Below are 25,493 nucleotides of genomic sequence, written 5' to 3'. Positions count from 1 at the left end.
CGGCCCTTGGCGCCGTCCCCCGCTCAGATGACCGCCTTCGAGCTCTCCGTGCACAGGGCCCAGATCACGAACCCGTCGATGGCGATGGAGACGATCGCCCAGATCGGCTGGTACGGCAGCCATACGAAGTTGATGACCAGACTGATGGCGGCGAGCACCACACCCGTGGCACGGGCCCAGGCCGCGCCCTTGAGGATGCTCCAGCCGACGATGCCGAGGACGATGCCAAGGACGAGGTGGATCCATCCCCATGAGGTCACATCGAACTTGAACGTGTAGTTCCTGACGTGCGCGTAGACATCGTCGGAGGCGATACCGGAGATGCCCTTGACCACTCCGAGGACACCGTCGACGAGCAGCAGAACACCGGCGAAGATGATCCCGCTGGCCGCCCAGGGGTTGATGTCCCCCTGGCCGACGGAACCGGCCGGACCGGACGTTGACGCTGAGTGTGCCATCGAAACTCCTTGGCCGGATCGGGACTGCGGAACAGAACCGACCCTGCCGGGCACTTTCCCGCGCAACCACTCGGACGCACCCGTACGGGTGACGGCCCGGACCGCGGCGCGCGGGGCCGGGGAGCCGCTCCGCGGCCTTCGCTACGAGGAGGGAAGCCGCGTCACCTTCGAGACCTTGCACGTCATCTTGCCCGGGACCTTCCCCAGCCCCTGGGCCTTCTGCACCGACTTCTGCCCTGCGGCCAGGTCGGTGGCCGTCGCCAGCCCCGAGGCCCGGCGCGTGCCTTCCCCGTCCACGAACTCCACGGACACGATGTAGGACGCCTGGGTGTCGGAGTGGTTCACGATCTCCACATCCGCGTCGGGCCATTCGGTCAACGAGTCCACCTCGCACCGGGTGATCCGCACATCGCCCGAGGCATCCGTGCCTTCGAGGGCCGGCAGCTCCGTGGGGGCATCGGAGGCGTCACCCGGCACCGGCGCTGCGCTCTTCGTGGCCTCCACCGTCGACGGCTTCGACTTGGCCGTCGACGACGAGCCGCCGCTCATCACGGCGATCAGCACCCCGAGCGCCAGCAGGATTGCCAGCACGAGGGCCACCCCGCCGACCACGGACAGCGTGACGATCAGCCCGGTATGGGACTTCCGCGGCGGCTGGGGATAGCCGTACGCCCCGGGGCCGGGCTGCGGCCAGTGCTCGTACGGCGACGAGGACGGCGGCTGGGGCGGCTGACCGGGCTGGGGCGGCTGAGGCTGCTGACCTGGCTGAGGCTCTTGACCGGGCTGGGGCGGCGGATAGCCGTACGACATGTATCCCCCCTGGGATGGTGCTGACGTGAACAAGACACGTTACGGCGGGCCCGGCCTTGACTCTCCCGCAGGGGGAGGCTCGAAGGTTGCGGACATGAACGGCGACGCGCTCCTCCCGATCGGGGATCTGGCCAGGCTGACCGGGCTGACGGTGAAGACCATCCGGTTCTACTCCGACCGCGGGATCGTGCCCCCTGCCGACCGCACCCCGGCCGGCTACCGCCTCTACGGTCCCGACGCCGTCGCACGCCTCCGCCTGGTCCGGACGCTGCGCGAGCTGGGGCTGGACCTTCCCACGATCCGCAAGGTCGCCGACCGCGAACTTTCCCTCCCCGAGGTCGCCGCAGCGCACGCCCAGGCGCTGACGGTGCAGATCCGTACGCTGCGGATGCGGCGCGCGGTGCTGGCGGCGGCGGCCAGGCGCGGTTCCACACCTGAGGAGCTGGAACCCATGCACGAACTGGCCAGGCTCTCCGAGCACGAACGCCGCGACCTGATCGACGACTTCCTCGCCACCGCGTTCGGCGGCCCGGACGCCGCGCCGGGGTTCGCCGGAATCAGGCGCTCGATGACCCCGGAGCTGCCCGAGAACCCCGACACCGAACAGGTCGAAGCCTGGATCGAGTTGGCCGAACTGACCCAGGACCCGGACTTCGCCGTCCTCGTACGACGCATGGCCGACCACGTATCGACCGACCTCACCCGCCCCGACCCCACCGCGATGGTCCGCGACCACGTCACCCCGGCCCTGCGAGCGGGCATCGCCCCGACATCGCCCCAGGCCGCCCCGGTCATCAAGGCGATCACGACCGAATACGCCCACACCACCGGCCACGACCTGCTGCCACTCCTGGAAACGGCGAACGACCCCCGCCGCCAGCGCTACCTCCAGCTGCTCGCCGTGATCAACTCCTGGCCACCCCCGGACGACCCGAGACCGGCCTTCACCTGGCTCATCGAGGCCTTGGCCTCGAACACCACCGCTGATGCGCCTGAGGCCGGCCGAACCTAAACTGACGGAGCCACGAAAACCCCAGGTGAGGGAGGCATCATGGCCAAGCGAGGAAACAAGCGCCGCGCCCGCAAGAAGAAGAACGCCAACCACGGCAAGCGCCCCAACGCCTGACCGGAACCCACCGAGTTCCCTGGAACCCTGCTCCGTAGTGCCCCGGGAAGAGCACGTGCCTCCCGGGGCACCGGCAGCTGGCCCGGCACCAAAGTCCGCGCAGCGCCTCGCGGAAATCGGCGCAGGCGCTTCAACAGTTGACGCTGCCGTCGTCGTTCAGACTCCCCATGTACCAGTCGTCGTCGCCGACAGGCTTCACCAGACACAGTCCATGGAATCCCAAGACGATTTCAGGGCAGAGCTGTTCGTCTTCCCCCGACCGGCCCAGCCACCTCAAAGCGACCGCTGTCGAGCACTGTCGCCTCCCGGCTTCCTTGCGCTTCTGGATGACGTACGAAAACCAGGCGCCGCCGCGGTGGAGATCGCGCCTCGCCGCGTCGACCGTGGCGGACCAGGGGCCTGTCCGGCGGTCTTGCCGGACAGGCCCCTGGTCCCGAGGAGGGCTCAGCGCTTGAGCATGAAGGTGAAGTCGCCGGAGAGCTTGCCGCTCAGCCGGACTGCCGAAACAAGCTTCCCCTCCGTGATCAGCCTCTCGACCTCGGCCCGCGAAAGACCGCAACCTTCACCGATCAGTCGCACCGGCCGGACAGGGATCCGCGCCGCGAAGCGGACCGAGACGTCGATCACCTCGCGGTCCAGGTGATCCGATCCCCCGGTGTCGAGACGCCAGGCGTTGTCCCAGTCGAGGGCGATGCGATTACGACGCCGCACGACCGGATCCTGGAGCAGCTCGGCTGTCAGGCCAAGGTCGTTGTCATGCAGCCGGTCCAGCAGCTCAGGTCGTACGGAGCGCACATTCATCCGCTCCAGGACCGTGAGCTTCGCAGTTTCCCCGCAAGCGGTACAGAGCGCGAGGAGCCAGGCGTCGATGAGCTTGTGGTTTGCGTTGACGCGAAATTTACCGCTTGCCTTGAAGCGCTCGGACGCGCACACATGGCAACGGCGGAGCACGAGCGGCAGGCAGGTGGGCACGACCAGCCAGTTATTGAGCACAGAAGTACACCGGTTTCAGTGAGAAGACCGCAGCAGAAAGGAGCGCGGCGCACAGGCACGACGCGCGACGAATCAGCACTCGGGAGGTCTCACAGGGTGTACAACGGAACGTCCTTGCCCACTAGACGACTTGGCTCGGCAGCACGGTAGCGGCGCACAGCGGCGCTGCTCCACCGGTTTTCGAACGCCTCACCGCCAGGTCCTGTCCGGCGGATCACGGGCGGAGCCTGAGTCGGATCGATGTGAATCAGGCGGCTTCGCATGTGGTGGGCGCGTGGCGATCGTCTTCGGGGTGCGATTCTCACTGACGATGCCTAACCTTGTTCCGATGGCCCACTGGGCATGCCGGAGCGGTGCGAACGACACCCCGGCCAGAAGCGGCCACGCTCCTCGTCCTACGAGGGTCGGCATCGACACCTCACGGACCTCCTCCTAGAGGGAAGAGGAATCGGTATGAGTTCACATCGCATCCGCATGAGCGCCGCAGCACTCACCGCTGTGGTGGCCCTCCCGCTCTCGCTCGGTACTCTCGCTCCACAAGCGTTCGCGGACACACCGAGCCCGTTCGGCCCGGGATGCTCCTCGTTGCCGAACAGCGGCAAGGGCAGCGCGACCGGCATGTCCAAGGAACGCGTGGCCACCGCAGCGGCCAACAATCCGAAACTCACCGAGCTGGTACTCGCGTTGAAGGACGCCGGGCTCACCACCAAGCTCAACGACGCGAAGAACATCACGGTCTTCGCCCCCACGAACGCGGCCTTCGACAAGATTTCGAAGATGCAGCTTGCCGGCCTCCTCAAGGACAAGGCGCAGCTGAAGAAGGTCCTGACCTACCACGTCGTGGACAGGACCATCACCCCCAGCGAGCTTCCCAACGGCAGCTTCAAGACGCTGGAGGGCTCCATGCTCAAGACCTCCGGGTCGGGCACGTCGTTCAACGTCAACGACACCGCGAAGATCGTCTGTGGGGACATCAAGACGGCCAACGCCACGGTCTATCTCGTCGACACGGTCCTCATGCCCCCGTCCTAGGAGTGGTCCTCCGGCAGGCTTCGGTCGGCCGGTAGCAGGTGTCCGGTCCTGCCTCCTCGCTTCAGAGAGGAGGCAGGACCGCATCACGGGTAGCAGAGCCCGGTCTCCGACCTGCAACTGGATTCGATCTGGACCAGACCTCTGTCGAGCAATGAGAGGTGCTCGTCTTTATGGCGATGTGGCCTATCCATGGCATCGATCATGGAAAAGGCCCTCCGATCACGTTCGACCGGAGGGCTACAGCAGGCTCTCACCTGCGGTTTCCTACTGTGGGCGCGGACGGTTTCGAACCGCCGACATCTGCTTTGTAAGTTCGATCGCCGCGCGGCGCAGGGTGCTGAAACGGCATTGAACGACTTGTCGTTGGTCCGGCCGTGGCCGCTTCGGTATGGCAGCGTTCGCGGCCGTTGATGTCAGGTGTGGATGTCAGGCGATCCTGGGAACGATGCTCACCGCGCGGTAGTCGTACCCGTCCTGCTTGAAGCCGGGTGCCTCCCAGGTGAGATCGACCTGTTGCCCTGGTGACAGCGTACGAAAGCCGGGCATCTGAATGTCGGCGTAGTGGCCGAAGCATCCTCCGGGAGTCTCGGGCGAGTCGAGCACACCCCACCCCTCCTCATCTCTCCACTCACGCACCGTCGCAGTCACGACTGCGAGGACCTTACGGGGCCCTCTGCGGCGACGCATCTGTCTCTCCTCTCATCTATCTCACAAGATCACAAAAGGCCTGACCCGTCAGGCCGGCACGGTCCTCCGTGGGAGGCACTGAGACACCGGCAGTCGGGAGGCTCGAAAGATGTACAGGCGAAGCAAGCAAGGAGGCGGCCCAAGCAGTGGGCTTCGTCGGGGGTCTCGCCGCAAACGGCGCGATCACCGGTTGATCGGGATCTCGTAGACGATCTCGCAGTGAGCGGCGGGCACGACGATATCCGCCGTCTCAACAGGCCGGCCGTCGTTGCTGTAGTACGTACGCCGGATGTGCGTCACGAGCGCGGCTTTCTGGATGCCGAGTAGTGAAGCCTCCTCGGCGGTCGCCTGCCTAGGTTCTGGCTGCTCCACGGCATGGCTGACGGTGACGCCGATCGCGGCCATGCGGTTCACGACCCCGGCACCCGCGTGCGGTCCGCCCTCGGGCAGAACGACAAGCGAACCGGCGGTGAGGTCGTACGGCTCCCAACTCGTCGACAACTGCACTGGCCTGCCATCGGCCAGGAACTCGTACGCGGTCCGGACGCACAGGTCGCCTTCGGTGATACCGAGGCGCGCCGCGATCTCAACCGGAGCCGGAACCTTGGCCTCGGTCCGACTCTCCCAGTCCCCGTACTTGCCCATGGCCTTCATGTCCGCACGGAACGGGGACCCATCGCGCTGCTCGCGCGCCGAGGAGCGGACCACCCGGACACGCCGACGAGGTTCGGCAACATACGTGCCGGAACCCGCAAGGCCTTCCAGAACGCCCTGGGAGATCAGCAGTTCCTGCGCCCGGCGAATCACGTCGGACTGCGGTGGGAGAACGTCGACCTCGACAAGCGGGAGATCCGGGTCCGTACCCAGCGGCAGCGTGTCCGCGGTGAGGCGTACGAGGATGATCCCAAAGGACGCCGCAGGAAGCAGACGCTTCCCCTGCCCGCCCTGTGCGTCGCTCCGTTCCGCTGGGAACGGCTGCGGCAAGCTGCCATGCGTGAAGCCGCTGGTGATCAACGGGAGGAGACCGGCTACGTCTTCACCACCCGCACCGGTCGGCCGATCGAGCCGCGCAACCTGTACCGCTCGTTCACTCGCGTGGCCAAGGCCGCTGGGCTCCGCGTGATCCGGCTGGATGCCTTCTCTATCAGCCGATCGGCGATGTGAAGGCGGTCAGCCTCACGCAAGTACCGTGACGGGCCGTCCGGCGAGATCGGCCGCCGGATGCTGGGCCTGGCCTTCTCTCCCGTGGTCGCCCCGCGTCCGTTCCTCCACCGCTTGCCGGTCCGCAGGTTGATGCCGACCGCTCGGCATGCTTCCCGACTGCTCAGCCCCTGCTCCATGAGCCGGAAGTATTCCTCCCGCTCACGGACCAGAGGCTTGCGGCCCTGAGACCGCCCCCGGTTCTCCCTGATCTCGAAGTCCATCGCGTCCCCTGAGCTGGGGTGTTGCGACGACCACTAGAACGGAAGATCGTTGGGGGCCTTTGCACTGGTGGGCGCGGACGTTGTGAGTTCGATCCGCGATATCAGCGGCCCTGGATCGCTACGACTGTATGACTGCATCTACTCCGCAGAGAACCGCGGCGACCGTCGGTGTCCGCTGTCGTTGATGTCAGCCTGCCCCTCGATGCCTGTGGTCGCTCGTATTGCTCGTTCGGGTGCGTATCTCGTGCAGGTTCTAGCCCAGATGTCCAGGCTTGGCCTCACGATGTGTCTCCTCGTGAAGGTGAAAGAACATGCCGACGTACGTCACCTTGCTGAGCTGGACCGATCAAGGGGTCCGAAACTACAAGGACACCGCAAAGCGCTCCGAGGCCTTCGGGTCAGCGGTACAGAAGCTCGGGGCGAAGCTCCTGAGCATCTACTGGACCGTCGGTCCGTACGACCTCGTGGCCATCGTCGAGGCGCCCGACGACGAAACTGCCACGGCAGCACTCCTGCAGCTCGGCGGGGTGGGCAGCGTCCGTTCCACGACTCTGCGGGCCTTCGGCCCAGAGGAGATGGAGCGCATCATCGCCAAGGCGGCTGGCTGACGCCCCACGTCGTCCAGGACACTCAACGCGAAGCCGTGAGCCACCTGGACCGCATGCCGAAGCGGCAGCGTCCCGACCGTGGGTGACCGCACCCGTTGATGCCAAAAGTGGATGTCAAAGGCCCCCAACCATGATCGGTTGGGGGCCTTCGCACTGGTGGGCGCGGACGGTTTCGAACCGCCGACATCTGCTTTGTAAGAGCAGCGCTCTACCCCTGAGCTACGCACCCGTGGATGAGGCAACAGCGTACATGGACTACGGCCCGTGGTCACAAACGATCTCCGGCGGCAGCGAACGGGAGGAGCGAACGGGACGGCAGCCGGCGAGATGGCGGAGCGTGGTGGCGGGGCATACGGGGGATATCCCCACCCCGCATACGGTAGCCGTCCGGATTCTGTCGGGGGCGGTCCCGTACGTACGGTGAGGTCCGCAGCATCGGCAGCATCCGTCGTAACGACCTGGGGGAAAGATCATCGTGGCAGTCCGCACCCGCACTCTCATCGCGTCCGGTGGCGCCGTGTTCATGGTTCTTGCTCTTGCCGGTTGTGGCAGTGCGGACGTGGGCGACGCGCCCGCCGAGCACAAGTCGTTCGCGTTGGGCGGGAAGACGCTGACCATCGATTCCGGGCAGTCGTCGCTGGAGCTCGTACCGGCCGATGTGCAGAAGGTCGAGGTGACCCGTCGGGTCGACGGGTGGGTGGCGTTCGGGAGCGGGCCCGATCCGCAATGGGAGATGCAGGACGACACGCTCACGCTTCGCGTGAAGTGCGAGGCGCTGATCGGCGACTGTGCCGCGGAGCACCAGGTGAAAGTGCCGCGCGGGGTGGCCGTGGTAGTCAAGGGGGACAACGGGACGGTCGTCGCTTCCGGCTTCCGTACTCCCCTCACCCTCCACGCCGACAACGGCAAGGTGACCGTCCGGGACTCCACCGGGCCGCTCAAGCTGGAGAGCGACAACGGTGGCATCGTCGCCGAGAGGGTCTCGGCCAAGTCCGTGTCGGCCCGGTCCGACAACGGCAGCATCCGGCTGGGGTTCGCGGCCGTGCCGGATCTCGTGGACACCGTGAGCGACAACGGGGCGATCACCATCGATCTGCCGGGCGGCTCCGTGAGGTATGCGGTGGATGCCGTCGCCCACAACGGGAGCACCTCGGTGGACGCACCGCGCAGCGACGGCAGCAGCCATGTGGTGAAGGCCCGGAGCGACAACGGCGAAGTCACCGTCCGAAGCGTGAACTAACCGGCCCGTGTGTTCGTCCTTACCTGGTGGGAGAATGTACCGGGCAGGGCGAAACGGCACGGGAGAGGGATGTGACGGCGACACACGCGCAGCCGCGAGCGAGAGCGGGTGGGAGTTCCGCCGTCAGGGATGTCTTCGTGCTGATGCTGTTGCCGGTGCCGCTGCTCGCCGCCGCCTTGCCGGGCGCCTTCGCCGGTGGCGGTACGAGGCGCTGGTTCGGCGGGCGCGGGGAGGGGCAGCGCGTCGAGGCGCAGGCCGCGAAGGACGCCGCCGCGTCGGCCTTCTACGAGCTGGACACGGCCCAGCGCGATCTGCGCATCTCGATCGAGACGATCACCGCGGTGGACAGCTCGCCCGCCGCGCGCAAGGCCGTGGACGACTTCGCCGCCCTGGGGCGGCGGATCGACGAGGCCAGTCATACGTACATCACCGCGGTCGATGCGCACGACCTGGACCGGGACGATCTGGAACCGTCGGTCGCCGCCCGCGCGCGGACCGAGCTGACCACGGCCAAGGACGAGCTGGTACGGGTCAAGGCCGAGCTGGACCGGTTCACGCAGGGGCTCGGTCCGCTGCTGGGCAGCGCGGAGACGCAGCTCGCCCGGCTCGCGCCCGCCGTGGAGCGGGCCCGGCAGGCCCTGCTCGGTGCGAGCAACGCTCTCGACGCGGTGCGCGCGTCCGGGCTGCGGGCGGATGATCTCGCCGCCCGGCTGGCGGCCCTCGCCCCCGAGCTGACCAAGCTCAACCAGGGCGCCGGGCGGCACGGCGTTCCGGAGACCTTGCAGCGCGCCGATCGGGTGCTGCGCGATGCCGAGGCGGTGCGGTCCGAAGCGGCCCAGCTGCCCGAGCGCGCCGCCGAGATCGACCACCGGCTGGTGTCGCTGCGTACGCGCGCCCAGGCGTTGACGACCCGGGCGGGCTCGGTGGAGCCGGTGCTGAGCGAGTTGCGGCGGCGTTTTTCGGCGGCGTGCTGGCAAGATCTCCAGCCGGTGCCCGAGCAGGCGGCCGTCAATGTGCGGCAGGCCGAGGAGAAGCTGAAGGAAGCCGCCCAGGCGCGGGACGAGCAGCGGTGGGCCGATGCGACGTCCCGGCTGAGCACGGTCCGCGCCTTGCTGAACGCCACGGACGAGGCGGTGTCCGCGGCCGGTGACCGGCTGCACCGGCTGGACGACGTGGCCAAGGACCCGCAGCAGGAGATCCAGCGGACCCGGTTCGCGGTCCGGGACGCGCAGCGCCTGGCCATGGCCGGTCGCAGCACGCCCGATCCGCGCCACGCCCGTCCGCTGGACGATGCCGTGGCCCGGCTGGATCGTGCCGTCGCAGGACTCGACGGGCGCCACCCCGACTACTGGCATTTCCTGACCGAGACCGAAGCGGTGCGGCGGACGGCTGCGCGGGTGGTCTCCGAGATCCGTGAGGAGCGCGGGGCCGGCGCCTGAGCTGTACGGGCGCCCGGCCACTGGCTCCGTGCGTACGGGGCGGTTACCGGCTCCGTACGTGCGGGCTCGGTCACGGGCCTGCGTACGGGGTCTCGGGTTCTCTGGTGTGCGGCAGCCACACCTTGGGCGGATCCTGGTAGTACGCCCGAAGGAGGCCGACCGACATGGCCACCCATGCACTGCACGCCACGGGACGGCGGTCGCCCCGTCGCCGCAAGGTCACCCGGCTCGACCAGCATCTGCCGGTCGATCACCGGCTCACCCGCGTCTATCGGGTCGGGGCGGGGATGATGGGGCTGGTGCTGCTCGCCTTCGGCATCCTGGGTCTGATCGACAAGATCGGCTTCTTCAACACCGGCGGAGCCACCGTCGCGGGCCTCAACACCAACGGTGCCCTGAGCGTCCTGTCCATTTGCGTCGGCCTGCTCCTGTTCATCGGGATGGTGATCGGCGGCAACTTCGCCTCGACGCTCAACATGATTCTGGGCATCGTCTTCATCCTCAGCGGCTTCGTCAATCTCGCGCTGCTGGAGACCGCCTACAACTTCCTCGCCTTCCACATCCAGAACGTGCTGTTCAGCTTTGTGGTGGGGCTGATGCTGATGGTCTTCGGGATGTACGGACGGGTCAGCGGCGGCCTTCCGCACGACAACCCGTACTGGCGGGCCCGCCACCCCGAGGAAGCCGCGCGGGAAATGCGGCTGAACCGCAGGGCGACCACGCTGTCGATGCCGGGCGTACGGCGTAGTCCCTGAACCGGCGCCGCGTACCCGTACCCGCACTCGTGTCCGCACCCGCCCCTCATCCGCCGCCCGTGGTGTCTGTCTCCGGCGGAGCGGTGACGGTTAGCCTGGGGCCATGCCTCGTTACGAATTCCGCTGCCGCTCCTGCGGAGACACCTTCGAACTCAGCCGCCCCATGGCTCAGTCCTCCGACCCGGCCTCCTGCCCCGCCGGGCACGCCGACACCGTGAAGCTGCTCTCCACCGTGGCCGTCGGCGGGTCGTCCGCCAAGTCCGCGCCCGCCGGCCCGTCGGCCGGTGGCGGGGGCGGATGCTGCGGTGGGGGTTGCTGCGGCTGAGGGAGCGAGCAGCCCTCGGCGGCCCGGGGCCGCTCCCGCCATCGCTATCGCTTGCGGGAGAGCGTCAGGCCGTCGGACACGGTCAGCAGCACGCTGTCCATCCGCGGATCGGCGGCCACATGGTCGTTGAACTCCTTGATCGCCGCCGCCCCGCCGGTCGCCCGCGGGTCGGTCACCCCGCCGTGGAAGAGCACGTTGTCCGTGACGACAAGACCGCCCTGCCGCATCCTGGGCACCAGTTCCTCCCAGTACGGGATGTAGTTGCCCTTGTCGGCGTCCAGGTAGGCGAGGTCGATGTGCGGCTCGGCCGGCATCGCCCGCAGTGTGTCGAGCGCGGGGGCGATACGGAGCTCGATCCGGTCCGCGACGCCCGCCTTCGCCCAGGCCTCCCGGCCGTAGGCGGTCCACTCCTCCGAGATGTCGCAGGCGATCAGCCGTCCGTCGGCGGGCAGCGCCTGCGCCATCGACAGGGCGGAGAATCCGGTGAACGTCCCGACCTCCACGATGTGCCGGGCCCCGGTCAGCCGTACGAGGAAGGCGAGCAGCGGTCCCTGCTCCTCGGCCGACTGCATGCCGGCGTGCTCGGGCAGGCGTGCGTACGTGGTCTCGACGAGCTCGCGCTGCACCGAGTCGAGCGGTGGATTGTGCGCCAGCATGTACGCGTACAGCTCGTCCGTGATCTTGGTTTCGTTGCCCTTGGCCATCCTGTGCTCCTTGTGCGCCGATCGGCCGGTGCGCCTGTGCCCGGCGTCAGGACGATCTTGCCTCGCCCGCGGCCCGGAGGAAGTACCGAAGGATCTCCTCGCCCGCTGCCACGCCGTGCGCGGCCGTCACCTCGGCATGCGGGGCGTGCCAGCCGGTATCGCCCAGTTCGCCGTGGGCCGGGCGCCAGGCGCGGTGGGCGGCGAGGAGCAGATCGGCGTCGAGGAGGCTGTCGCCGGCGGCGAGGGTGAGCGTGGCGCCGGTGCGTCGAACCACCTCGTTCATCGCGGCGCTCTTGGTGAGCGGGCCCGGAACGGCGTAGATCTTGCGGCCCTGGAGGGAGACCGTCCAGCCACGCGTCCGCGCCCACTCCCCCAGTTCCTTGACCCAGTCCTCGGGCAGCAGCGGGCGTTCCACGACGAGATAGGCGAAGAGGTCCTCGGCGACTCGTTCCTTGAGCAGCCAGGCGGGGTCGGCCGCGGCCAGGAGGTGGGCGCGGACCTCGTCGAGGGAGGCGCATTCGTCGGCGAGCCTGCGGGCCACCTGCCGCTGCCAGTCGGGGTCGGACTCGCCGTCGACGAGCAGGTGTCCGCCGTTGGCGCAGATCGCGAACCTCGGTGCGGGGCCGGGCAGGTGGATGCGCCCGTACTGCTCGCGGGTGCGGGTGGTCGTCGGGACGAAGACCGTGGTGCGGGCCAGTTCGTCGAGCAGCGCCGCGGCCGTCTCCGTGAGGTAGGAGAGCGGCTTGTGGTCGTACACCTCCACGCAGAGCAGCCGGGGGGCTTCGGCGTCCGGCATGGCGAGCTGGAGCGCCGCCGCGGAGTAGATCAGGGTGCGGTCGAGGTCGCTGGCGACGAGCGTCACGGGGGCGGCGGCCGGACCGGCAGCGGTAGCGGATGCGGATGCGGTAGCGGATGCGGTCGGGGCCGTCGGGGTGGTCACTTCGACTCCACCGCCTTGCCGTCCGCGCCCGTCGCGCCCCTGGTGTACTTCGGGTGGATCAGGCCGACGCAGGTGTACGGGAGTCCGTCGACCTCCTCCACCGGTACGCCCCGCTGCTCGGCCAGCAGGCGGATGTGTTCGAGGTCCGCGCCCGCGCCGCGCTTCGCGAGGATCTTCCACGGGACGCGGCGCAGCAGTACCCGGGTCGTCTCGCCGACGCCCGGCTTGACGAGGTTGACGTCGTGGATGCCGTACTCCTCACTGATCCGCTCCACGGCGGCCCAGCCCTCCCAGGTGGGCGCGCGGTCGGCCGCGAGCAGCTCCTTGACCTCGGCGTCCACGGCGTCGACGACCTCGTCGAAGTGGGCGGCGACGGTGTCGAGGAAAAGGCCGGACACATCGGTGTCCGCCAGTTCCCGGTAGAACTTCGCGCCGTGGAAGTCCTCGGGGCCCACCAGGTCGGAGCGGAGGACGGTCCGCGAGATCAGCCCGGAAACGGTGGAGTTGAGGCAGGCGGACGGGATGAGGAAGTCCTCGCGGGTGCCGTAGGTGCGGACGCAGCCGCCCGGGTCGGCCAGTACCGCGATCTCGGGGTCGAAGCCCTCGAACTCGGCGAGCGCCGCAGAGAGTTCACGGGTGATCGCGCCCTTGCCGGTCCAGCCGTCGACGAAGACGACGTCCGCCGGGTCGTGGTGGGCGGCCAGCCAGCGCAGGGCGTTGGCGTCGATGCCGCGGCCCCGCACGATGGAGACGGCGTAGTGCGGCAGATCGATGCCGTGCCGGTGCAGGGCCCAGCGGCGCATGAGTACGCCGACCGGCGTGCCCGCCCTGGCGAGCGAGACCAGGACCGGGCGGGGGGTGCGCTCGGCGAGCAACGTCTCGGTGACGGTGCCCACGGCGCGGGCGACGCGGGCGGCCGACAGCTCCAGCGCCGCCTTGAACAGGTCCTGGTACTGGGCGGACGGCTGGTACTCGACGGGCAGCGACTCGGCGTAGTGCGCGCCGCCGCTCTGTATCGCCTCCTCGCGCTCCTCGGTGGGCGCCTCCAACTCGGTGCCCGAGAGGTCCTGGAGCAGCCAGCCGACCTCGTCCGGCGCGTAGGAGGAGAAGGCGGGGCCGCGGAGGGGCTCGGGCAGCATGGGGGGTTCCTGCCGTTCAGGGGTGTCCGTGCGGGGGCGCGTCGGGACGTACGAGGGGACGACCGCGAGCAGGACGTGGTCGGTGTGTGCGGCGAGCTGCGCCAACAGGCCGTCGGGGGCGTGGAGTTCGGGGGTGTCGGCGACGGAGTCGACGGCGAGCACCACGGCGTCGAAACCGGCGCCCGCGACGTTGTACGCGTACCGGTCGCCGGGCCCGTCGGCCGGGTTGTCGTGGGCCGGGAAGACCAGCCGGGTCCGTATCGCGTAGCCCGGGTCGTCCACGGCGAGGACGGGGGAACGCGTGGTGGTGGAGTAGCGCACCTCGGCGTCGGTGTGGTCCTCCAGGGCCGTGCCCAGACGCAGGGGGGCGTACATGAGCTCCTCGAAGCCGAGGACCAGTACGCGACGGGCGTCGCCCAGCGCTTCGGCGATGCGGGCGGCCATGGCGGGGAGGGCGGGCTCCAGGGTCGCCCGGTGGGCGGGGGTGAAGCCGTGCCGTCCGCCGTCGGGCACACCGGCGGGCCACTGGAGGTCCACCCGGGTGCAGGGCCGGCGCCCCGGCCCGACGGCCGCCCGGGGACCGGCGGAACCGGCCCCTTCGTGCGCGGCGACCAGTGCCTGGCCCTTCTCCAGGACGCCTTCCGGGAGGGCGATCGTGCCCGCGCTGCGCGCCACCAGGTCGACACGGGCACCGATCTCCGCGGCGAACTCGGTCAGCCTTCCCCGGTCGACCGGCGACCTCATGTCCACCAGGGCGACGATGACGTAACGGCTGCGCGGGTACCGCTCGTGCAGTGCGCGGATGGTGTTGAGCACGGTGTTGCCCGTGGAGAATTCGTCGTCCACCAGGACCAGCGGCGCGCCTGCGTACACACCCGCCGCGTCCGCGCCCGTCAGGACGCACTCGCCCGCCAGCAGATCCGGGTCCTCCGGTAGCAGCAGGTGCGAGGTGGCGTGCGAGTGGGACTCCTCGAAGCCGCCCGCCCGCGCCACGCCCTCGACGGGGCGGCGCGTCGAGTGGAGGTACGGCGCCACGCCCAGCCCGTCGGCGACCGCGTGGCCGAGGCCGGTGGCCGTCTCCGCGTAGCCGAGCACCACGGCCCGGCGCGCCTCGGCGCCACCGAGGAGTTCGCGCACCCGACGGCCGAGCTCGAAGCCGGCGCCGTACACCACGGAGGGCTTCTGCGGCACGTGCTTGCCGAGCACGTTCGACACGAGGAGGTGGGCCCGCTTGGGGTTGCGGCGCAGGGCGAGGCCCAGCAGCTCCCTCAGCTCGCTGTCGCCGTCGGGCTTCCCGTCACCGACGAGCTCGACGCCCAGTCGCTCCGCCACCCAGCTGCCCGACCACACCACGTTCGCCGTCTCTTTCTCTGTCCGTGCCTTCTCTGTTCTTGCCTTCTCCGGCCGCGCCTTCTCCGCCCTTGCCGAGTGCTCGCTCATTCGGCAAGACCCGCGGCCAGCAGCTCCACGAAGCCGATGTCCTGCCTGGCCACTCCGAAGACCTCGGCCCGCAGCAGGGTCCGCTCGGCCCAGGCGCGGTGCGGCTTCACCTCATTCATCTTGTTCGTGTACGCGGAGCGCATGACGCCACCGCCGCCGCGCTCCGGCCGCAGGATGTCCTCCGCGTCGCTGAACTCCTCGTGGCTGACCACGGACAGCGCGTGCACGGGCGCGACATGCGACGGGTGGATGCAGGTCTTGCCGAGCAGGCCGTTGGCCCGGTCGAGCTCGATCTCGCGCAGCAGGCCGTCCAGATCGTGCTCGATCAGCGCCGTGCGCAGCTCCTCGGCCCGGCCCTCCAGGAAGGGGCTGCGGCGCAGCTGGGGTTTGAACATGCGCTCCTGGAGCCGGAAGTACTCCCACACCGGCCCGGTGATCGTGAAGCCGGTGCCGTCCGCGCGGCCCAGCACATTGACCACGTCGGCGATCACGGCGCCGACGATCTGCACGTCGTACGCCGTCATGTCGGGCGCCCTGCGCAGTCCGTACGCCGAGCAGAAGTCGGTGACGCCGAGCCGCAGCGCGAGCACCCGCTCGCGGTATTTGTCGACGGTGCGGGCTATTCCCTGGAGAGTTTCCCCGCGGGTCTCCAGGTGCAGCAGCTCGGGCGATTCGAGAACGGGCATCGCGAACAGGCGTCGGCCGCACGTCTTCTCGGCGCTGGTGAGCGCTTCCATGAAGGGCACGCCACGCTCTTCGGTGAACTTCGGAAGTACAAAACCAGACAACATCCGGGCGGTGGAGCCGAGCCGCTGCACCAGGTCGGCTATCTGACCCGGCTCCCGGACCCGGATGAAGAGCAGCGGCACCTCGGCGCCCTGCGCGTCGAGGTCGGCGAACTGTCTGACCAGGTTCTCCTCGGCGTCGGCGACCTCGGAGTCGTCGATCGAATCCTCCAGGCACAGCACCATCGAGACGACACCGCGTCCGGCCTGCTTGATGACGTCGTCAGCAAGCCTCGGCCGGGTGGCAGGGCTGTACAGGGTCGCCCCCAGGGCGGCCGCGAGCACGCGGGCCGACGAGCCCGGACCGAACTCGCACGGCTCCTGGAAGAACAGCCTCTCCCTCGCAGCGGGCGCAATATGCCCGAAATGACGCATGTAACTCCCCCGAACTGCCGGACCGGCCGGACAACGCATGGCCGGTAATAGTACGTATGGACGGGTGTCAACAGTTCCCCACGTGCATGAATTCCGGGTAACTCGTCCATTTCCCGACGGGTGGGGGCGCCGCGGACCGTGTGCTTCCGGTATGCCGCCCGGACACCTGGTACGACCCCCGCGTTGTCCGCGTGGGCAGCCAGCAGGCAGGATGACGGGCATGACGCACGCGATGGTGAAAGGCTCGAACGTCCCTCTGGACGCCATGGCCGTACGGGCCGTGCTGCGCTGGACCCCGGGCACCGGAGTTCCGGATGTGGACGCCTCGGCACTGCTGCTCGGATCCGGTGGCCGCGTGCGTTCGGACGAGGACTTCGTCTTCTACAACCAGCCCCGCCACCCCTCCGGCCTGGTACGACGGCTGCCGAAGCGCAGTGTCCCCGAGGGCCTCACGGACACCATCGAGGCCGATCTGGGCGGGCTGGACGCCTCGGTCGAGCAGGTGGTCGTCGCCGCGTCCTCCGACGGAGCCGCATTCGCTCAGGTGCACGATCTGCGCATCCTGCTGTACGACGCGGCGTCGGCCGACGGCGATCCGCTCGCGGTCTTCGATGTGCGGCCGGAGACCGGCGAGGAGACGGCGATCATCTGCGGCGAGCTCTACCGGCGCGGCGATGGCTGGAAATTCCGAGCCGTGGGACAGGGCTATCCGACCGGGCTGGTCGGCCTGGCGACCGCCTTCGGCATCTCGGTCGACGAGACCGCGGCCGAACCCGAGCCGGCCCCGTCGCACGCGGCGGCTCCCGCGCCCGTGCCGGTGACGGCGCCCGGGTTCCCGCCCGCGCCCGGCTTCCCGCCGGCCGCGGCACCCGGCCCCGATGCGCAGGCCACGGTCCAGCACCAGCAGCCCGCGTACGGCTACCCGCGGCCCGCGGCGGCCCAGCACGCTCCCCAGCCCGCGTACGGGTACCCACAGCCCGCCGCCGCTCAGCCGGCCTACGGTTATCCGCAGCCCGCCGCGGCCGCGGCACCCGCCCCGGACCCGAATTTCGTGCTGCCCCCGCAGGGGCCGCAGTTCGTACGGTCCTGAGGGACGCGGCCGGGAAGCGCTCCGAAGCGCCCCGGGCCCCGGTGAGGGCCCGGTTCCCGGGCGTCGTTCAGGTCCGGGACTTGTAGCCGCGCCCCCACTGCATGCCGAAGCCGTACAGCCGGTCCAGCTCCGACTGGAATCCGTACACGAACTTCACCTCGCGCCGCACGATCAGCTCGTCCTTGATGTTCTCCACCGTGAACACGGCACAGGAACGGGCCTCCGGGGCATGCTCGTCGAGTTCGATCTCGATCCGCGGGCCGTTGCCCGGGTAGAGCGTCACCTTGGCGTGCGTACGGTCGAAGGCCGGCGTCTGGTCGTAGATGTAGACGAAGAACAGCAGCCGTTTGATCTGGTCGCGCTGGTCGAGATTGACGTAGACGGTCTCACCCGAAGGCGCACCGAAGCGGTCGTCCCCGCTGAGCCGGATGTACGGCGGCCCGTTCAGGTCGCCGATGAGGTTGCCCAGCGGCTGGACGACTCCCTTGGTACCGTCCTTCAGCTCGTACATGCAGCCCAGGTCCAGGTCGACGTTGACCATGCCCTGGGTGTGGGCCTGGACCACCTCGGGCTTGAAGAGGTTCATCGGCCGCAGCAGTCGGCCGCTCTGCCGCGACCGGCCCATGATGTCCGACGTACGCATCTGCCAGGAGAGGTTGACCCGCAGATTGCCGGTCAGCGCGCCCTGTTTGGTGAGCGAGACCGTGGCGTGCCGCCTGGAGAGCACGATGGAGCTCGTCGCCGCGCTGCCCGACTCGAACTGTGCCTCCCGCCGCGGCCACAGGTTGTCCCAGAACGCCATCCCCAACCCCCACACGTGTAGAAAAAGTGCCCCGGCCCCCGCGGCCGCCCCGTGCCTCGCCGGGGACGCCCACATCGCTGCGGGGCGGCCGCGGGGCCGGGTCCGGATGTCTCCGGAGAACCGTTGCCTCACGGACCGCCCCGCGTAGAGCGTTCCTCAATCCCTACCGGGTCACACCCCGGACGGGACTTCCGCCTTGGAACCGGCGTCGTTGCCGCCTTCGGCTTCCAGCGCCTTGTTGCGCCGGACCGAGGACCAGAAGGACCAGGCGATCAGCACGACACCGACGAGACCGGTGATGAGCTCGTTGATCTGGTACTGGATGGTGATGAGCAGGATCACGGCCAGCGCGCCGATGGCGTAGTGGGCGCCGTGCTCCAGGTAGACGTAGTCGTCGAGCGTGCCCTGGCGGACCAGGTAGACCGTGAGCGAACGGACGTACATGGCGCCGATACCGAGGCCGAGGGCCATCAGCACGATGTTGTTGGTGATGGCGAAGGCGCCGATGACACCGTCGAACGAGAAGGACGCGTCGAGCACTTCCAGGTAGAGGAACATGAAGAACGCGGCCTTGCCGGAGAGCACGATCGCGGAAACCTTCTTGCCGCTCTTCTTGGCCTCCTCCTCGACCTCGTGCTCGCGCTCTTCCTCCTCCTCCAGCTTGTTCTCGAAGAAGCCGGAGAGGCCGCCGACGATGAGGTACGTGATCAGACCGGCGACACCGGCGAGCAGGACCGTCTCCGCCTTGTCCGCGTGACCGCCACCGTGCTGGTGCGCGCTGGTCGCGAAGGTCATGGCCGAGATCAGCAGCACGATCAGCGCGATGCAGACCGACAGCATGTCGACCTTGCCGAGCTTGGCGAGCGGACGCTCGATCCAGCGCAGCCACTGGATGTCACGGTCCTCGAAAATGAAGTCGAGGAAGATCATCAGCAGGAACATGCCACCGAAGGCGGCAATCGCCGGGTGGGCGTCCGTGACCAGTTCCTGGTAGCGGTCGGGCTGGTTGAACGAAAGGTCGACCGCTTCGATCGGACCCAGCTTGGCGGTGATGGCCACGATCACGACGGGGAACACCAGCCGCATACCGAAGACCGCGATGAGCACACCGATCGTGAGGAAGATCTTCTGCCAGAAGGCATTCATCTTCTTCAGGATTCCGGCGTTGACCACCGCATTGTCGAAGGACAGCGAGATCTCCAGGACGGAAAGAATCGCAACGACCCCGAAGGCTTCCCACCCCCCGTAGATCACAGCTGCGACCAGGCCGAGCGCGGTAATCGCGAACGACCAGCCGAAGGTTTTCAGAAGCACTGGCTACCCCATCGTGTATGTAACGGGTCTCCCCCGAGGTGTACGGGGCTCCCCCGCGCCGTGCGCGGCGCGGCTTTACGAAACGTTGACCCCGAAGTCTAGAGCGATGCCGCGCAGGCCGGACGCGTACCCCTGTCCCACTGCACGGAACTTCCACTCGCCGTTGTACCGATAGAGCTCGCCGAAGATCATTGCGGTTTCCGTCGAGGCGTCCTCGCTGAGGTCGTAACGCGCGAGTTCCTGACCGTCCGCCTGGTTGACCACGCGGATGAATGCATTGCTGACCTGGCCGAAGGTCTGACCCCTGTTGTCGGCGTCATGGATGGAGACCGGAAAAACGATCTTGTCGCAGTGCGCCGGCACCTGGGTGAGGTTCACGATGACGGATTCGTCGTCGCCCTCGCCCTCGCCCGTGAGGTTGTCGCCGGTGTGCTCCACGGAGCCGTCGGGGCTCGTGAGGTTGTTGTAGAACACGAACCATTCGTCGCCGAGCACCCGGCCCGACTGGCACAGCAGCGCGCTGGCGTCGAGGTCGAAGTCGGCGCCCGTGGTGGATCGTGCGTCCCAGCCGAGACCGACCAGCACCTGGGTGAGGTTGGGTGCGGCCTTGGAGAGGGAGACATTGCCTCCCTTGGCGAGCGTGACGCCCATGGTGTGTGTCCTCCCCGAGTCGATGAACCGTCTGCTGGGCCCGTTGGGCCGTGCAGCCCCCCGAGCCGTCTGTCGAGCGCGTCCGGCGCCGCACAAGGGTGCGGCGCCGGACGAGGTACATGGTGGCGTGAACCGGGCCGCGCCTCAGCGGCCCGGCCCGGTCGCGCCTTCTCAGACGTTGACGCCGAAGTCCTGCGCGATGCCGCGCAGACCCGAGGCGTACCCCTGACCGATGGCACGGAACTTCCACTCCGCCCCGTTGCGGTACAGCTCGCCGAAGACCATGGCGGTCTCCGTCGAGGCGTCCTCGCTCAGGTCGTAGCGGGCCAGCTCGCTGTTGTCGGCCTGGTTGACCACCCGGATGTACGCGTTGCGCACCTGGCCGAAGCTCTGCTGCCGGGTCTCGGCCTCGTAGATCGAGACCGGGAAGACGATCTTGTCGACATCGGCCGGGACGCCGGCCAGGTTCACCTTGATGACCTCGTCGTCGCCCTCGCCCTCACCGGTGAGGTTGTCACCGGTGTGCTCGACGGAGCCGTCGGGGCTCTTCAGGTTGTTGAAGAAGACGAAGTTTCCGTCGCTGCCGACCTTGCCCTCGGCATTCGTCAGCAGGGCGCTGGCGTCGAGGTCGAAGTCACCACCGGTGGTGGTCCGAGCGTCCCAGCCGAGACCGACGACGACCGCGGTCAGGTTGGGCGCGGCCTTGGTCAGCGAGACGTTGCCGCCCTTGCTGAGGCTGACTCCCACGAGTCCTCCCATTGGTTTCCTTGGGGGCCGGCTGGCGCCGGCGCCTCCACGTTGCGTTGGCATCCGATCAACGACTGGATCCTAGTGACCGGTTCCCGGCGAAGCAGGCTTTTCGCCGGGTCGCCGGCAGATCAGCCGGTGCCGGTTCAGAGCGCGCCGAGCGCCTTGATGTAGTCGTTGAGGTCGCGTGCGTCGGGCAGACCGTTGACGACGGTCCAGCGCACCACACCCTCCTTGTCGATGATGAAGGTGCCGCGCACCGCGCAGCCCTTCTCCTCGTCGAAGACGCCGTAGGCCCGCGAGGTCTCGCCGTGCGGCCAGAAGTCCGAGACCAGCGGGTACTCCAGGCCCTCCTGCTCGGCGAAGACGCGCAGGGTGTGGATGGAGTCGTTGGAGACGGCGAGCAGCTGGGTGTCGTCGTTCTCGAACTTCGGCAGCTCGTCGCGGAGCGCGCAGAGCTCACCCGTGCAGACGCCCGTGAAGGCGAACGGGTAGAACAGCAGCACGACGTTCTTCTCGCCGCGGAAGTCGGAGAGCTTCACGGTCCGGCCGTGGTTGTCCTTCAGCTCGAAATCCGGGGCCTTGGTGCCGACCTCGATCGCCATGAAAAGCGTCCCTTCGCTACGTTCACCGGGCTGGACCGTCCGGGTGGCTCCCACCCTACGCAGAGCCCGCAGCGGGCCACGCAGCGCCCGGACGGGCGCAGCCCGGTGCTCCCCGGTGCTCCCCGGCCGCCCGGCGGCTGCGCGAAGGCCCTCGACGGCAGTAGGCACTCGACGGCAGTACGAAGGCCCCCGGCGGCTCGGTGCCGTCGGGGGCCTTCAGGGCGAATGCGTGTCGAGGGTGGTTCAGCGCTTGGCTTTGGCCGCCTTCGGCGTGACCAGACGGCTGCCCGTCCAGTCCTTGCCCGCGTTGATGCTCTTGGTCTGGGAGAGACCGGCCGTCTGAGCGGCCTCGTTGATGTCGCTCGGTTCGACGTACCCATCACGGCCGGTCTTCGGCGTCATCAGCCAGACCGCGCCGCCGTCCTCGATCAGACCAATGGCATCCACCAGCGCGTCCGTAAGGTCGCCGTCCTCGTCGCGGAACCACAGCAGGACGACGTCTGCGACGTCGTCGTAGTCCTCATCGACGAGATCCTGGCCGGTAGTGGCCTCAATGCCCTCACGGAGCTCCTGCTCGACGTCGTCGTCGTAGCCGATCTCCTGGACCACCTGTCCGGGCTCGAACCCCAGGCGTGCTGCCGGGTTGGTCCGCTCCTCCGCGTGGTCCGCGGTCGCGCTCACGGGTTGCCTCCTGATCATGTTTCGGAAAATGCTTCAGCCACGCGCGTGCGCGGGGCGTTGGCCGTAGTCCACACGGGAGCGGCGGATCGCGCAAGTACCCAGCGTGCGAGACCGCCTAAACGGTGACGTTCCCTGCCACGTCGCCGCACTGTCGGCAGGCCCCCTGCGGGGGCCCGGCGCTTCCGTCCACACCCTTTACGTCCTTCCACAGCTTATGCCGTTTCGGTCCGCCATTCGGAGTCGAACATCCTTTGGGAACGCTTGGACGGGTTGGGCGTATGGTTGCGGTTTGGCCCGGACCATCCCCGCGCACCGGACGCGATGTCTCACAACACGGCGGTTACCCCTCGGTAGAGATGACGTTTGCGCCCTCGCGGTACACGATGGTGTTGGCGTACTTGCATACATCCCGGGGGCATGTTCTCCCTCGATCAGGCCCCGTAGAGCACCACCGAACAGCGAAGGAACAGCGTGGCTTCCGGATCCGATCGCAACCCGATCATCATTGGCGGCCTGCCGAGCCAGGTCCCGGACTTCGATCCCGAAGAGACCCAGGAATGGCTCGACTCGCTCGACGCCGCGGTCGACGAGCGAGGTCGTGAGCGGGCCCGTTATCTGATGCTCCGGCTCATCGAGCGCGCGCGCGAGAAGCGTGTCGCCGTGCCGGAGATGCGCAGTACGGACTACGTGAACACGATCGCCACGAAGGACGAGCCGTTCTTCCCCGGCGACGAGGAGATCGAGCGCAAGGTCCTCAACGCGACCCGCTGGAACGCGGCCGTGATGGTGTCGCGCGCCCAGCGTCCGGGCATCGGTGTCGGCGGCCACATCGCCACCTTCGCCTCCTCAGCCTCGCTGTACGACGTGGGCTTCAACCACTTCTTCCGCGGCAAGGACGACGGTCTGGGCGGCGACCAGATCTTCTTCCAGGGGCACGCGTCCCCGGGCATCTACGCCCGCGCCTACCTGCTCGACCGGCTGAGCGAGGCGCAGCTCGACGCCTTCCGTCAGGAGAAGTCGAAGGCGCCCAACGGCCTGTCCAGCTACCCGCACCCGCGGCTGATGCCGGACTTCTGGGAGTTCCCGACCGTCTCGATGGGCCTCGGCCCGCTCGGCGCGATCTACCAGGCCCGGATGAACCGCTACATGGAGGCGCGCGGCATCGCCGACACCTCCAAGTCCCATGTCTGGGCGTACCTGGGCGACGGCGAGATGGACGAGCCCGAGTCGCTCGGCCAGCTCTCCATCGCCGCCCGTGAGGGCCTGGACAACCTCACCTTCGTGGTCAACTGCAACCTCCAGCGGCTCGACGGCCCGGTGCGCGGCAACGGCAAGATCATCCAGGAGCTGGAGTCGCAGTTCCGCGGCGCCGGATGGAACGTCATCAAGCTGGTCTGGGACCGCTCCTGGGACCCGCTGCTCGCGCAGGACCGCACGGGCATCCTGGTCAACAAGCTGAACACCACGCCGGACGGCCAGTTCCAGACGTACGCCACCGAGTCGGGCGCGTACATCCGCGACCACTTCTTCGGGGACGACCCGCGGCTGCGCGACATGGTCAAGGACATGACCGACGACCAGATCCTGCACCTGGGCCGCGGCGGTCACGACCACAAGAAGGTCTACGCGGCCTACGCGGCGGCCAAGGCCCACAAGGGCCAGCCGACGGTGATCCTGGCGCAGACGGTCAAGGGCTGGACCCTGGGGCCGAACTTCGAGGGCCGCAACGCGACCCACCAGATGAAGAAGCTCACGGTCGAGGACCTCAAGCGGTTCCGTGACCGACTGCACATCCCGATCACGGACAAGCAGCTGGACGAGGGCTACCCGCCCTACTACCACCCGGGCCGCGACTCGGAGGAGATCCAGTACATGCACGACCGCCGCAAGGGCCTGGGCGGTTACGTCCCGACCCGTGTGGTGCGTGCGAAGCCGCTGGTCCTCCCCGAGGACAAGACGTACGCGACCGCGAAGAAGGGTTCCGGTCAGCAGTCGATCGCCACCACCATGGCGTTCGTCCGCATCCTGAAGGACCTCATGCGGGACAAGGAGATCGGCAAGCGTTTCGTGCTGATCGCGCCCGACGAGTACCGCACCTTCGGTATGGACGCCTTCTTCCCGAGCGCGAAGATCTACAACCCGCTGGGCCAGCAGTACGAGGCGGTGGACCGCGATCTGCTGCTCGCGTACAAGGAGTCGCCGACCGGTCAGATGCTGCACGACGGCATCTCGGAGGCCGGCTGCACGGCGTCCCTGATCGCCGCCGGTTCGGCGTACGCCACGCACGGCGAGCCGCTGATCCCGGTGTACGTCTTCTACTCGATGTTCGGTTTCCAGCGCACGGGTGACCAGTTCTGGCAGATGGCCGACCAGCTCGCGCGCGGCTTCGTGCTGGGCGCGACCGCCGGCCGTACGACGCTGACCGGTGAGGGCCTCCAGCACGCGGACGGCCACTCGCAGCTGCTCGCCTCGACCAACCCGGGCTGTGTCGCGTACGACCCGGCGTTCGGGTACGAGATCGCGCACATCGTCAAGGACGGCCTGCGGCGGATGTACGGCGGGACCCCCGACGAGAACGAGGACGTCTTCTACTACCTCACCGTCTACAACGAGCCGATCCAGCACCCGGCCGAGCCCGAGAACGTGGACGTCGAGGGCATCCTCAAGGGTGTCTACCGCTTCAAGGCCGCCGAGCGGGGCGAGATCCCGGCCCAGATCATGGCGTCCGGTGTGGCGGTCCCGTGGGCGGTCGAGGCGCAGCGGATCCTCGCCGACGAGTGGAACGTCCGGGCGGACGTCTGGTCGGCGACCTCCTGGAACGAGCTGCGCCGCGAGGCCGTGGACGTGGAGCGGTACAACCTGCTGCACCCGGAGGAGGAGCAGCGCGTCCCGTACGTGACGCGGAAGCTCTCCGGCTCCGAGGGTCCGTTCGTGGCGGTCTCGGACTGGATGCGTTCGGTGCCGGACCAGATCGCGCGCTGGGTGCCCGGTGCGTACCAGTCGCTGGGTGCGGACGGTTTCGGCTTCGCCGACACCCGTGGCGCGGCCCGCCGGTTCTTCCACATCGACGCGCAGTCGATCGTCCTCGCGGTGCTCACCGAGCTCGCGAAGGAGAACCGGATCGACCGTTCGCTGCTGAAGCAGGCCATCGACCGGTACGAGCTGCTGGATGTCACGGCGGCCGACCCGGGCGGGGCCGGCGGCGACGCGTAGGCGCTACGGACGACACACGAAGGGCGGCGGGACCGAACGGTCCCGCCGCCCTTCGGCGTCCGCAGCCGGCTCTCCGCCCTGCGGCGTCCGCGGCCGGTTCTCCGCCCTGC

General features: G+C 68.6%; 25 protein-coding genes, 1 tRNA gene and 1 pseudogene. 10 read left to right on the top strand and 17 right to left on the bottom strand.

What is annotated here, in order from left to right:
* Positions 1-23 precede the first annotated feature (23 nt).
* Positions 24-458, bottom strand: a complete 435-nt coding sequence (locus OG611_RS15050) for a hypothetical protein (protein WP_266419685.1) — start codon at positions 456-458, stop codon at positions 24-26.
* Between the two features lie 141 nt (positions 459-599).
* The gene (locus tag OG611_RS15045) at positions 600-1,268 is read right to left on the bottom strand and encodes a hypothetical protein (protein ID WP_266419683.1); all 669 of its coding nucleotides are present in this window, start codon (positions 1,266-1,268) and stop codon (positions 600-602) included.
* 94 nt (positions 1,269-1,362) lie between these two features.
* On the opposite strand from OG611_RS15045, the gene OG611_RS15040 reads away from it, so the two are divergent.
* Positions 1,363-2,280, top strand: a complete 918-nt coding sequence (locus OG611_RS15040; RefSeq protein ID WP_266419681.1) for a MerR family transcriptional regulator — start codon at positions 1,363-1,365, stop codon at positions 2,278-2,280.
* A 558-nt stretch (positions 2,281-2,838) separates the two neighbouring features.
* Here the strand turns inward: OG611_RS15040 and OG611_RS15035 are convergent.
* Positions 2,839-3,387 carry a DUF1062 domain-containing protein gene (locus OG611_RS15035; protein ID WP_266419679.1) on the bottom strand — a complete coding sequence of 183 codons (549 nt, stop codon included), beginning with the start codon at positions 3,385-3,387 and terminating at the stop codon, positions 2,839-2,841.
* A 453-nt stretch (positions 3,388-3,840) separates the two neighbouring features.
* On the opposite strand from OG611_RS15035, the gene OG611_RS15030 reads away from it, so the two are divergent.
* Positions 3,841-4,419, top strand: a complete 579-nt coding sequence (locus OG611_RS15030; protein ID WP_266419676.1) for a fasciclin domain-containing protein — start codon at positions 3,841-3,843, stop codon at positions 4,417-4,419.
* 426 nt (positions 4,420-4,845) lie between these two features.
* On the opposite strand, the gene OG611_RS15025 is transcribed toward OG611_RS15030, so the two are convergent.
* Positions 4,846-5,106, bottom strand: coding sequence for a cold shock domain-containing protein (locus OG611_RS15025; RefSeq protein ID WP_266419673.1), 261 nt, complete (start codon positions 5,104-5,106; stop codon positions 4,846-4,848).
* A 183-nt stretch (positions 5,107-5,289) separates the two neighbouring features.
* Positions 5,290-5,973 carry a GntR family transcriptional regulator gene (locus tag OG611_RS15020; RefSeq protein WP_266425882.1) on the bottom strand — a complete coding sequence of 228 codons (684 nt, stop codon included), beginning with the start codon at positions 5,971-5,973 and terminating at the stop codon, positions 5,290-5,292.
* On the opposite strand from OG611_RS15020, the pseudogene OG611_RS15015 reads away from it, so the two are divergent.
* Positions 5,914-6,237: pseudogene (locus tag OG611_RS15015) on the top strand (site-specific integrase); the annotation flags it as partial. The gene OG611_RS15020 and the pseudogene OG611_RS15015 sit on opposite strands and share 60 nt — an antisense overlap.
* Here the strand turns inward: OG611_RS15015 and OG611_RS15010 are convergent.
* Entirely contained in the window at positions 6,135-6,530 is a 396-nt protein-coding gene (locus tag OG611_RS15010) for a hypothetical protein (protein ID WP_266419670.1), read from the bottom strand. The pseudogene OG611_RS15015 and the gene OG611_RS15010 overlap by 103 nt on opposite strands.
* 311 nt (positions 6,531-6,841) lie before the next feature.
* On the opposite strand from OG611_RS15010, the gene OG611_RS15005 reads away from it, so the two are divergent.
* On the top strand, positions 6,842-7,138 hold the full coding sequence (locus OG611_RS15005; protein ID WP_123470625.1) for a GYD domain-containing protein: 297 nt from the start codon (positions 6,842-6,844) through the stop codon (positions 7,136-7,138).
* A 154-nt stretch (positions 7,139-7,292) separates the two neighbouring features.
* On the opposite strand, the gene OG611_RS15000 is transcribed toward OG611_RS15005, so the two are convergent.
* Positions 7,293-7,367 (bottom strand) — tRNA-Val (locus OG611_RS15000).
* A 294-nt stretch (positions 7,368-7,661) separates the two neighbouring features.
* Between OG611_RS15000 and OG611_RS14995 the strand changes: the two genes are divergently transcribed.
* The 4 genes from OG611_RS14995 (at position 7,662) to OG611_RS14980 (ending at position 10,897) form a co-directional block, all read left to right on the top strand.
* Positions 7,662-8,378, top strand: a complete 717-nt coding sequence (locus tag OG611_RS14995; protein WP_266425879.1) for a DUF4097 family beta strand repeat-containing protein — start codon at positions 7,662-7,664, stop codon at positions 8,376-8,378.
* A gap of 71 nt (positions 8,379-8,449) precedes the next feature.
* Positions 8,450-9,817: a hypothetical protein gene (locus OG611_RS14990; RefSeq protein WP_266419667.1), complete on the top strand. Its 1,368-nt coding sequence runs from the start codon at positions 8,450-8,452 to the stop codon at positions 9,815-9,817.
* Positions 9,818-9,981: 164 nt separating this feature from the next.
* A complete protein-coding gene (locus OG611_RS14985) occupies positions 9,982-10,572 on the top strand; it encodes a DUF4383 domain-containing protein (RefSeq protein WP_266419665.1) in 591 nt (196 codons plus the stop codon).
* 103 nt (positions 10,573-10,675) lie between these two features.
* Complete coding sequence (locus tag OG611_RS14980; protein ID WP_266419663.1) at positions 10,676-10,897, top strand: zinc ribbon domain-containing protein; 222 nt, start codon at positions 10,676-10,678, stop codon at positions 10,895-10,897.
* Between the two features lie 44 nt (positions 10,898-10,941).
* Here OG611_RS14980 and OG611_RS14975 read toward each other — a convergent pair whose 3' ends face one another.
* From OG611_RS14975 to OG611_RS14960, 4 genes are all read right to left on the bottom strand, one after another.
* Positions 10,942-11,601: an O-methyltransferase gene (locus OG611_RS14975; RefSeq protein ID WP_266419660.1), complete on the bottom strand. Its 660-nt coding sequence runs from the start codon at positions 11,599-11,601 to the stop codon at positions 10,942-10,944.
* Between the two features lie 46 nt (positions 11,602-11,647).
* Positions 11,648-12,463 (bottom strand): HAD family hydrolase, encoded by an 816-nt coding sequence (locus tag OG611_RS14970; RefSeq protein WP_266425877.1) that lies wholly within the window; start codon positions 12,461-12,463, stop codon positions 11,648-11,650.
* A 74-nt stretch (positions 12,464-12,537) separates the two neighbouring features.
* Positions 12,538-15,120, bottom strand: a complete 2,583-nt coding sequence (locus OG611_RS14965; RefSeq protein WP_266419658.1) for a phosphoribosyltransferase — start codon at positions 15,118-15,120, stop codon at positions 12,538-12,540.
* Complete coding sequence (locus tag OG611_RS14960; RefSeq protein WP_266419656.1) at positions 15,117-16,280, bottom strand: HpcH/HpaI aldolase/citrate lyase family protein; 1,164 nt, start codon at positions 16,278-16,280, stop codon at positions 15,117-15,119. Before OG611_RS14960 ends, OG611_RS14965 begins: the two co-directional genes overlap by 4 nt.
* A 220-nt stretch (positions 16,281-16,500) precedes the next feature.
* On the opposite strand from OG611_RS14960, the gene OG611_RS14955 reads away from it, so the two are divergent.
* On the top strand, positions 16,501-17,370 hold the full coding sequence (locus OG611_RS14955) for a TerD family protein (protein ID WP_266419654.1): 870 nt from the start codon (positions 16,501-16,503) through the stop codon (positions 17,368-17,370).
* A 67-nt stretch (positions 17,371-17,437) separates the two neighbouring features.
* Here OG611_RS14955 and OG611_RS14950 read toward each other — a convergent pair whose 3' ends face one another.
* From OG611_RS14950 to OG611_RS14925, 6 genes are all read right to left on the bottom strand, one after another.
* Positions 17,438-18,172, bottom strand: coding sequence for a Tellurium resistance (locus OG611_RS14950; protein WP_266419652.1), 735 nt, complete (start codon positions 18,170-18,172; stop codon positions 17,438-17,440).
* A 171-nt stretch (positions 18,173-18,343) separates the two neighbouring features.
* The gene (locus OG611_RS14945) at positions 18,344-19,486 is read right to left on the bottom strand and encodes a DUF475 domain-containing protein (RefSeq protein ID WP_266419650.1); all 1,143 of its coding nucleotides are present in this window, start codon (positions 19,484-19,486) and stop codon (positions 18,344-18,346) included.
* Between the two features lie 75 nt (positions 19,487-19,561).
* Positions 19,562-20,137, bottom strand: coding sequence for a TerD family protein (locus tag OG611_RS14940; protein ID WP_093542977.1), 576 nt, complete (start codon positions 20,135-20,137; stop codon positions 19,562-19,564).
* Between the two features lie 171 nt (positions 20,138-20,308).
* The gene (locus tag OG611_RS14935) at positions 20,309-20,884 is read right to left on the bottom strand and encodes a TerD family protein (protein WP_037696943.1); all 576 of its coding nucleotides are present in this window, start codon (positions 20,882-20,884) and stop codon (positions 20,309-20,311) included.
* A gap of 146 nt (positions 20,885-21,030) precedes the next feature.
* Positions 21,031-21,489, bottom strand: a complete 459-nt coding sequence (locus tag OG611_RS14930; RefSeq protein ID WP_266419646.1) for a peroxiredoxin — start codon at positions 21,487-21,489, stop codon at positions 21,031-21,033.
* A 243-nt stretch (positions 21,490-21,732) separates the two neighbouring features.
* A complete protein-coding gene (locus OG611_RS14925; protein WP_114244351.1) occupies positions 21,733-22,170 on the bottom strand; it encodes a DUF3052 domain-containing protein in 438 nt (145 codons plus the stop codon).
* Positions 22,171-22,641: 471 nt separating this feature from the next.
* On the opposite strand from OG611_RS14925, the gene aceE reads away from it, so the two are divergent.
* Positions 22,642-25,383: a pyruvate dehydrogenase (acetyl-transferring), homodimeric type gene (gene aceE / locus OG611_RS14920; RefSeq protein ID WP_266419641.1), complete on the top strand. Its 2,742-nt coding sequence runs from the start codon at positions 22,642-22,644 to the stop codon at positions 25,381-25,383.
* Positions 25,384-25,493: the final 110 nt, after the last annotated feature.

Source organism: Streptomyces sp. NBC_01363 (assembly GCF_026340595.1).
Taxonomy (GTDB): domain Bacteria; phylum Actinomycetota; class Actinomycetes; order Streptomycetales; family Streptomycetaceae; genus Streptomyces.
The sequence above is the reverse complement of the archived record's forward strand: the minus strand, read 5'-3'. Positions and strand labels throughout refer to the sequence as shown.

What these genes read in the sequence shown, in the direction of transcription:
- OG611_RS14955 (WP_266419654.1), top strand. Translation starts at nt 16,501, where the DNA reads ATGACGCACGCGATGGTGAAAGGCTCGAACGTCCCTCTGGACGCCATG.
- OG611_RS15025 (WP_266419673.1), bottom strand. Translation starts at nt 5,106, where the DNA reads ATGCGTCGCCGCAGAGGGCCCCGTAAGGTCCTCGCAGTCGTGACTGCG.
- OG611_RS14930 (WP_266419646.1), bottom strand. Translation starts at nt 21,489, where the DNA reads ATGGCGATCGAGGTCGGCACCAAGGCCCCGGATTTCGAGCTGAAGGAC.
- OG611_RS14965 (WP_266419658.1), bottom strand. Translation starts at nt 15,120, where the DNA reads ATGAGCGAGCACTCGGCAAGGGCGGAGAAGGCGCGGCCGGAGAAGGCA.
- OG611_RS15010 (WP_266419670.1), bottom strand. Translation starts at nt 6,530, where the DNA reads ATGGACTTCGAGATCAGGGAGAACCGGGGGCGGTCTCAGGGCCGCAAG.
- OG611_RS14995 (WP_266425879.1), top strand. Translation starts at nt 7,662, where the DNA reads ATGGTTCTTGCTCTTGCCGGTTGTGGCAGTGCGGACGTGGGCGACGCG.
- OG611_RS15050 (WP_266419685.1), bottom strand. Translation starts at nt 458, where the DNA reads ATGGCACACTCAGCGTCAACGTCCGGTCCGGCCGGTTCCGTCGGCCAG.
- OG611_RS15005 (WP_123470625.1), top strand. Translation starts at nt 6,842, where the DNA reads ATGCCGACGTACGTCACCTTGCTGAGCTGGACCGATCAAGGGGTCCGA.
- OG611_RS15040 (WP_266419681.1), top strand. Translation starts at nt 1,363, where the DNA reads ATGAACGGCGACGCGCTCCTCCCGATCGGGGATCTGGCCAGGCTGACC.
- OG611_RS14985 (WP_266419665.1), top strand. Translation starts at nt 9,982, where the DNA reads ATGGCCACCCATGCACTGCACGCCACGGGACGGCGGTCGCCCCGTCGC.
- OG611_RS14980 (WP_266419663.1), top strand. Translation starts at nt 10,676, where the DNA reads ATGCCTCGTTACGAATTCCGCTGCCGCTCCTGCGGAGACACCTTCGAA.
- OG611_RS14950 (WP_266419652.1), bottom strand. Translation starts at nt 18,172, where the DNA reads ATGGCGTTCTGGGACAACCTGTGGCCGCGGCGGGAGGCACAGTTCGAG.
- OG611_RS15030 (WP_266419676.1), top strand. Translation starts at nt 3,841, where the DNA reads ATGAGTTCACATCGCATCCGCATGAGCGCCGCAGCACTCACCGCTGTG.
- OG611_RS15045 (WP_266419683.1), bottom strand. Translation starts at nt 1,268, where the DNA reads ATGTCGTACGGCTATCCGCCGCCCCAGCCCGGTCAAGAGCCTCAGCCA.
- OG611_RS14960 (WP_266419656.1), bottom strand. Translation starts at nt 16,280, where the DNA reads ATGCGTCATTTCGGGCATATTGCGCCCGCTGCGAGGGAGAGGCTGTTC.
- OG611_RS14975 (WP_266419660.1), bottom strand. Translation starts at nt 11,601, where the DNA reads ATGGCCAAGGGCAACGAAACCAAGATCACGGACGAGCTGTACGCGTAC.
- OG611_RS14940 (WP_093542977.1), bottom strand. Translation starts at nt 20,137, where the DNA reads ATGGGCGTCACGCTCGCCAAGGGAGGCAATGTCTCCCTCTCCAAGGCC.